Source organism: Propionispora vibrioides (genome assembly GCF_900110485.1).
GTDB lineage: Bacteria > Bacillota > Negativicutes > Propionisporales > Propionisporaceae > Propionispora > Propionispora vibrioides.
On the sequence record NZ_FODY01000002.1, the window covers coordinates 285,434 to 292,229 of the forward strand.

General features: G+C 42.0%; 8 protein-coding genes. 3 read left to right on the forward strand and 5 right to left on the reverse strand.

Annotated elements, in window-relative coordinates:
- Positions 1-330: 330 nt before the first annotated feature.
- From BMW43_RS03250 to BMW43_RS03260, 3 genes are all read right to left on the reverse strand, one after another.
- Positions 331-1,215, reverse strand: a complete 885-nt coding sequence (locus BMW43_RS03250; RefSeq protein WP_091743959.1) for a Cof-type HAD-IIB family hydrolase — start codon at positions 1,213-1,215, stop codon at positions 331-333.
- 160 nt (positions 1,216-1,375) lie between these two features.
- Positions 1,376-1,888, reverse strand: a complete 513-nt coding sequence (gene tpx, locus BMW43_RS03255; RefSeq protein WP_091743960.1) for a thiol peroxidase — start codon at positions 1,886-1,888, stop codon at positions 1,376-1,378.
- An 86-nt stretch (positions 1,889-1,974) separates the two neighbouring features.
- The gene (locus BMW43_RS03260; protein ID WP_091743961.1) at positions 1,975-2,817 is read right to left on the reverse strand and encodes a pyridoxamine kinase; all 843 of its coding nucleotides are present in this window, start codon (positions 2,815-2,817) and stop codon (positions 1,975-1,977) included.
- A 346-nt stretch (positions 2,818-3,163) separates the two neighbouring features.
- Here BMW43_RS03260 and BMW43_RS03265 point away from each other — a divergent pair, with 346 nt between their 5' ends.
- Both BMW43_RS03265 and BMW43_RS03270 read left to right on the forward strand, forming a co-directional pair.
- A complete protein-coding gene (locus tag BMW43_RS03265; protein ID WP_091743962.1) occupies positions 3,164-3,442 on the forward strand; it encodes a hypothetical protein in 279 nt (92 codons plus the stop codon).
- A 2-nt stretch (positions 3,443-3,444) separates the two neighbouring features.
- A complete protein-coding gene (locus tag BMW43_RS03270; protein WP_091743963.1) occupies positions 3,445-3,891 on the forward strand; it encodes a DUF2076 domain-containing protein in 447 nt (148 codons plus the stop codon).
- An 81-nt stretch (positions 3,892-3,972) separates the two neighbouring features.
- Here BMW43_RS03270 and BMW43_RS03275 read toward each other — a convergent pair whose 3' ends face one another.
- Both BMW43_RS03275 and BMW43_RS03280 read right to left on the reverse strand, forming a co-directional pair.
- Entirely contained in the window at positions 3,973-4,671 is a 699-nt protein-coding gene (locus BMW43_RS03275; RefSeq protein WP_245732201.1) for an LrgB family protein, read from the reverse strand.
- A 1-nt stretch (position 4,672) separates the two neighbouring features.
- Positions 4,673-5,035 carry a CidA/LrgA family protein gene (locus BMW43_RS03280; protein WP_177173446.1) on the reverse strand — a complete coding sequence of 121 codons (363 nt, stop codon included), beginning with the start codon at positions 5,033-5,035 and terminating at the stop codon, positions 4,673-4,675.
- 411 nt (positions 5,036-5,446) lie between these two features.
- Here BMW43_RS03280 and BMW43_RS03285 point away from each other — a divergent pair, with 411 nt between their 5' ends.
- Positions 5,447-6,061, forward strand: a complete 615-nt coding sequence (locus BMW43_RS03285) for a sigma-70 family RNA polymerase sigma factor (RefSeq protein WP_091743965.1) — start codon at positions 5,447-5,449, stop codon at positions 6,059-6,061.
- The last annotated feature ends 735 nt before the right edge of the window (positions 6,062-6,796 follow it).

Here is a 6,796-nt window from a genome sequence, read left to right on the forward strand (position 1 = left end):
GTAGCTTCAACACCTCTTTTCTAGATATGTAAACTTCGAAATCAAAAGTTTACAAGAGTCTTCTCTTTGCCTTATCACAAATGACTAGACAAGATGCAACTCTTCATACTTTTTTAAATTCTTATATAAGTATAATTAGTCATAACTTTCAAAAATCCTCTTCGCAAATAAGTTTTTTTTATTTTTTCATTCAATATTATCTGACTTTTTTCGCAACTTACCTTTCTTTATTTTACTTTTTCCGCTATATAGGCATTTGCAACGAAAAAAGACAGCTTCTACTTTTTTTAAGCAAAAGCTGTCTCTTTAAACTTCCCTATTTTCCTGCCCTTATCCATTGCAGGAAGAGTACTTTTCCCACCGCGGCAGCATTTCCTTGACAATATGAGCAACACCATGGCGGTCATTAGTTAACGACACATGCTGACAAACGTCTTTAACGGCCTCTTTGGCATTGCCGATGGCCACACCGAAACCTACCCGTTCCAGCATAGAAATGTCGTTATAATGATCACCGATGGCCATAATATCCCACATAGAAATTTGCAAATAATCGGCCAGGTATTCCAGGGCATTGCCCTTTGACGCGCGGGCATCGATCATTTCAAACAAATCATCGGCCGCTACAGTCATCGTAACCCCCGGATACTGCCGGAAATAGTCCCGGCCCGCTTGCAGCCGCTGCTTGTCAAACGTCATAGCCGCAATATTCCCAAAAGCACGATCTTTAGTAGCAATACTGCGCATATTGTCCACAAACTGGACATTCCCCATAGATAGCAACCACTCGATGGACCGTCTTCCTTTGGGCAAATCAATAGAGGCATCCTTTCGGCTTGCCCTCTCTAGATCAAGCAGCATCAATTCCCGGGCATTACTCGGCATATAAGTATGCTCACCGGTACAAACATCATAAAAGTATTCTCCCTTATCCAGCCAATCCAGTACATGCTGCACATCGCTATGCTCCATCGCAGTTGTCCTTAATAATTTTCCTTCTTTTGTATAGACGAAGGAACCATGATTAGATATGATATGCGGTCTCAAACCAACTTCCCGACAAAGCTGAGCCGCATTATTATAAGTTCTGCCGGTAGCAATGGCAATCTCGTACCCTTTGTCCTGGGCCAGCAATAATGCCGCTGCATTCTCGGCACTAATTTTATTATTCGAATTCAATAACGTACCATCCATATCGGATACAATCAGTTTCATATGAGCCTCCCACTTTAAGAACTGTTTCTTCTTATATTATACTCGATTTTCTTTAGTATTTCATGCAAAAATGGACGGAAATGCATTCCATACAACGTTTCTCCATACAAAAAAAGATGCCCGTATACTAGCCGGACATCTTTTTGTAACTACCCCGCTTTTACAGCAGCTGCCGTACAACAGACAGTGCTTTGTCATAATCCGGATGTTCGGATACTTCGTGAACATATTCCACATGCCGTACAATCCCCGTCTTGTCAATCACTACAATGCCACGACTTAAAAGCCGCAATTCCTCAATAACAAAACCATATTTTAGACCGAAATCCAAATCCTTGTGATCTGAAAGAGTTTTTATATTTTCAATTCCGTGGGCCGCACAATATTTACTCAAAGCAGGAGGTAAATCTACACTAATTGACAGGATTAAAACATCTTTCAGCGTCCCTGCTTCCTCGTTAAAACGCCGGGTTTGCAAATCACACACCGAAGTATCAACAGACGGCACTACACTAATAATGCGTACTTTTCCTTTACTTTCCTCTAAATGGAATGGTTCAAATTTAGGCGACAATACGGTAAAATCGGGCGCACTGGCCCCCACTACAGTTTCCTCTCCCAGCAAAGTCACAGGCTTGCCACGAAAAGTAACCACATTCGTACGTTTATTCATAGATACAACCTCCCTTTCCACTATTTGCTATATCATAGTAGCATAATAATAGTAGCACATTATGAGAATATCTGCAAAAAAAACGTTTATACAAAATATAGTTGGGATAACACCTTTTCCAGCAAAACCCCCTCCCGCACCGGCGTCCGGGCCTTGACCGTCACGTCTATGGCTTTTACCACAAAATGCGCCGCCTGCTCCATCGCTTTGGGCAGCGGCCCTCCCCTTAACAGCAGGCCCAGCAATACACTGGCAAAAATATCCCCTGTTCCGGGGTAACTCACCGGAATGAAGTCATGCATAAATTCCCAGGTTTCGCCGCTATTCCTGTCATAGGCGATATTGGCAACTTTTTTCCCGTCACAGGGAACCCCGGTTATCACAACCTTTTCCGGTCCCAGGTCAGCTAACCGGACAAGCCATTTTTTTGTTGTGTCCATATCCACGTTTTTCGCCTGATAGGTTTCGCCCAATAAAAAACAGGCTTCCGTATAATTGGGAGTTATCACGCTTGCCTTGCCCACCAGCATCCTCATCTTATTCTGCATAGTCGTCGTATAGGTTGAATAAAGCCTCCCACTGTCTCCCATCACAGGGTCCACCAACACAAGTGAGCCAGGTTTGGCAAATGTATCAATAAAGTCTTTAACAATCTCAATCTGACGCTCGGAGGCTAAGAAGCCACTATATATAGAATCAAACGCAATATTTTCTTGTTGCCAATGATGAAAAAAATCCGGCATATGTTCAGTAAAATCGCAAAAAGCAAGGTCTTTAAATCCACCTAAGTGGGTACTTAACACAGCCGTGGGCAGCGGGCACACCTGAATGCCCAGCATAGCAAGCACCGGCATAATGACAGTGAGCGAGCAGCGTCCAACACAGGAAATATCCTGCACTGCCGCCACTTTAGGCACAGCCTGAACCATTAAAAATCCTCTCCTCTCCTATAAATAACGACAGTTTATTTACCCAGCATCGTCCTTTTCCAGGCCGGGTAAATGGCTGTTGACAGTTAGCATTACTTTCATTATACTTAATGTAACAATACATATTGAACAAGGGGAGTAACCATTCAGATACAATCGTCATTACGGTATTTTATACCCGGTTGTATCGGCAGCAATGCAGGTGAGACTTTGTTTATGCGACTTTTTCGTGTAAACAAGGTCTTTTTTATTTTATTTTCTCCTGGAGGTGCATCATCAAAATCAGATTCTTATCTATATAGACCGAGTTCCACTACCACCATCTACAGAAAGTGAGGTATACAATATGTCTGAACGAATGAGTTTACAGGAAGTTTTGCGTGACTATGGAGTTCCGCTCACCACTCTGCACATAACGGCCACGCGGGATGAATGCCTGCAACTGCGCGAACGGCTTATAGATATTGTTAAAGTAAGCGGCAAAACCGCACAGGGTTATCTGGAAGTAAACTGTACGTTTTACATTGATGTGGATGACATCGATCGTTATCTAAACGGCGAACTGCCCGGACTAGCCGAAATCTACACCTTTCCTGAAGACATTAAGACCTATAAGGAGGAATAACCATGAAAAAAATTGTACTCTTCACGCTCCTATTCATTTTTTCCTGTAATCTTGTCAGCTTTGCCGCCGTAAGCGGCAGTAAGGCACGCCGGGCCACGCCGCCTTCGAAACCCCCTACAACCCAAAGTGCACCGGCGAACTCATCGACAAACAATGATTACAAGCCTTCAACTCCGGCTAAAAATTTAAACGAAAAAGCGCCTGACGCCAAACAATCTGCCGCACCGGCAGTAACTCAACAATCCAATACCGGCGGATTCTTGCGCAATATGGGCATGTTCGGCAGCGGTATGCTGCTGGGTGGCATGCTGGGCAGCATGTTCGGCTTTGGTCCAACAGGCATGTTTGCCCAACTAGTCGACATGATGATCACCATGCTGGTGTTTGCCGGTGTTCTTTTAATCGGTCGTACACTATGGAACAAGCTAAAGAGCAAGCGAAACATGTAATTAGAACTAAAGTCTCAAACAAATACCAGGGAAGCTGCGAATATATTTCGCCTATTCCCTGGTATTTATCATTTTCTCCGGCTAATGCACAAATTTTCGCAGCAACTCATGACATAACGGGATAAATCCCGGAGCAATGAAGGCTGTAATAATCCCCATAAAAATCATGGCCAGACTGGAAATAGCTCCTTCCAGATGCCCTGCCTCATGAGCTTTTGAAGTTCCTATGCCATGCGCGGATATACCAAACATCATTCCAGTCGCGATGGAGTTTTTCCGGTTTAGGCATTTTTGAATAACCGAAGTCATAATCGTTCCTAAAAGGCCTGTTATAACTACAAATACGGCTGTCATTGCCGGATTTCCGCCTAGAATTTGAGAAACGCTAATTGCCAAGGGTGTAGTGATCGCCCGTAGAGCCAAGCTATCCACCATCGCTTCAGGCAAACCAACTGCTTCGGCAATCCCCATGGAGGTAACGATAGCCATAAGAGCACCGCCAACTACACACAGCAATATTTCCGGTAAATATTTGATAATCATTTTACGATGTTTATACATCGGAACAGCCAATGCAACGGTCGCCGGCTGGAGCATCGCACTCAAGAAATGGCCGCCACTATCATAGCTTTCATAGGAAGCCCCAAAAATCTGCAAAATCACAATCAGTATGATCGGACAAATTAACACCGGAGATAACAGGATATTCGGGACCTGACGATAGAGTTTTTTTGCCAGTACATAAACAAACAAGGTAATACCCAGCCACATCAGCACCATATTACTCTTCCTCCCGGTATTGGGCTAGCAAACCGGTCATCAGATGAATAAAAGCCAGCATGATAAGAGTACTGGCAACAATGACAGCAAGCAAACCGAAAGATTGACTCCAGAGTATATCCGAAAAGTTAATAATCCCCACAACGGAAGGAACAAAAAACAGCAATAACTCTGACACCAATAACGTCGCCCCTGCCTCAATCCAGGAAAGTGGCAGCCAGCCTAGTTTTAAAAATAAAAATACGATCAAAATACCAACGATACTTCCCGGTATTTTAATCGGAAGCAACAAGGCAAGTTGATTACCGACTACACTGACACCACATAACAATAGCACTTGCAATAACACTTGAAAGTATTTCAAAAGAACCACCTCGGGTATCATTCTATACCAATTCTTAAAAGATGTAAAATTACGAAATACTCTGTATATATTTGCAATTTGCAGGAAGAGATAAATTATGTAAAATATTCTGATTCGACAAAAAAGTACTTAATATCGCATTTTTTACTACATTTCCTCGAAAAACAGGACTTGGGTCCTGTGTCTTTTGTGCAAGCTCGCGACCATTGTCTGATTCTCTATTGGCTAAATCTATTTTAAAATGTAAAAAGATGTTAGATTTTCTAATGTTATAGCATATTTTGCATACATTGTACTTGCAGTTATACATACTGCTGCCATCAGGCATGAGTATTTTAATGGTTTATTATCAATCGGCAAAAAATAATAAAGATTAGTTAAAATAAAAATTTACTTTAGAGGGATAATAATATGTTAACTCATTGTTTTGATAGTTCAGGTATGATTCTTGATGATGAATTTAATCGCTTGGTCCGGAAATTTAAGAAGTTAATTTACGCCCACGCGCACCGCTACTATCTCCCCGGCGGTGATGTTGACGATCTTTATCAATGGGGTTTATTAGGTTTGTATAAAGCAGTATTGCGTTACGAAGAAAATGGAAAATATGATTTTGATGTTATCGCTATTATCAATATAAAAAATATGATGAAATCGGCAATTAAAACAGCCAATCGCAATAAACACAAAGCAGCCAATACAGCTTGCTCATTGTACCACACTGGTGATGACGCAGTACCGGAAAACGGTATTAAGTTAGTAGACAGGCTTGTATTGGAAGAATACGTGGATGACCCGTTGGATTTAGTAACTGATAAAGAAGCAGTGTCCAAAATTATGAACTATATTGATACTCATTTATCCTATAATGAACGGACTATCTTTAAACTCTATATTACCGGCTACAAACAAAGACATATTTCACAAGAACTAAACTTTGACCCTAAAGTTGTCGATAACGCTATTCAACGGGCCAGAAAAAAATTATGCAAGCACTTGCAAGTGCTGCAAAGCCACTCCATGTAAATTAGACTCTTTCTAAAATAAATAAAAGGGAACGTCCCAAATTACAGACTTTGAGACATTCCCTTTTATTTATTATTTTTTTACGCGCAAGTTCTGTCGTTATATGACACATTATTATGATGCGATCTCTGGATCGTTTTATCTTTTATAAGCTAAGCTACCTCAAATCATCCTATTTTTCTTTTGCCATTGCTGCAAAAGAAACAAAAAACCTAGGCCGGACACTCCAAAAGACTTGCCCGGAGGGGCAGCTTCCTAAAATCCGAAACTTGCTTCGCTCGGACAGATACCCAAAGGGCACAGGCGGATTTCTTAACGGAAACTACCCCTCCGGGCATCCTGCGGACCGCCTTTTTCCGTAACGGCCACTGGGAACGGCTCAATTGAACAGTCTGTGACAGATAAATAAAATTACTCATAGATGAGTATTAAAAGGTGCTGTACGCACTACTACTATCCGGTTATGGTTGTCTTAACATAAGCGTAAGTCAGCAATAGCGCTCCCGCATTGGTATGATACGACCCTAGCCGGCCCACTTTGATATAAGTATCCCACATCGATTCTTGCGAGGACTTAACGCTCAGCCAACCAATTTATCCTTACACAACAAAAAAACACTCACCAAGGTGAGTGTCTTTCTCTTAACCAGCAACTATCTATCCTCCCGGGCCGTTTCCAACCAAGTCTTCCGTTTAAACCGGCAGGCACTGACTTATTCCATTTTCGTTACTAAA

Coding starts and splice junctions, on each gene's coding strand:
- BMW43_RS03260 (WP_091743961.1), bottom strand. CDS start 2,817: ATGGTTCAGGCTGTGCCTAAAGTGGCGGCAGTGCAGGATATTTCCTGT.
- BMW43_RS03265 (WP_091743962.1), top strand. CDS start 3,164: ATGTCTGAACGAATGAGTTTACAGGAAGTTTTGCGTGACTATGGAGTT.
- BMW43_RS03270 (WP_091743963.1), top strand. CDS start 3,445: ATGAAAAAAATTGTACTCTTCACGCTCCTATTCATTTTTTCCTGTAAT.
- BMW43_RS03275 (WP_245732201.1), bottom strand. CDS start 4,671: ATGGTGCTGATGTGGCTGGGTATTACCTTGTTTGTTTATGTACTGGCA.
- tpx (WP_091743960.1), bottom strand. CDS start 1,888: ATGAATAAACGTACGAATGTGGTTACTTTTCGTGGCAAGCCTGTGACT.
- BMW43_RS03250 (WP_091743959.1), bottom strand. CDS start 1,215: ATGAAACTGATTGTATCCGATATGGATGGTACGTTATTGAATTCGAAT.
- BMW43_RS03285 (WP_091743965.1), top strand. CDS start 5,447: ATGTTAACTCATTGTTTTGATAGTTCAGGTATGATTCTTGATGATGAA.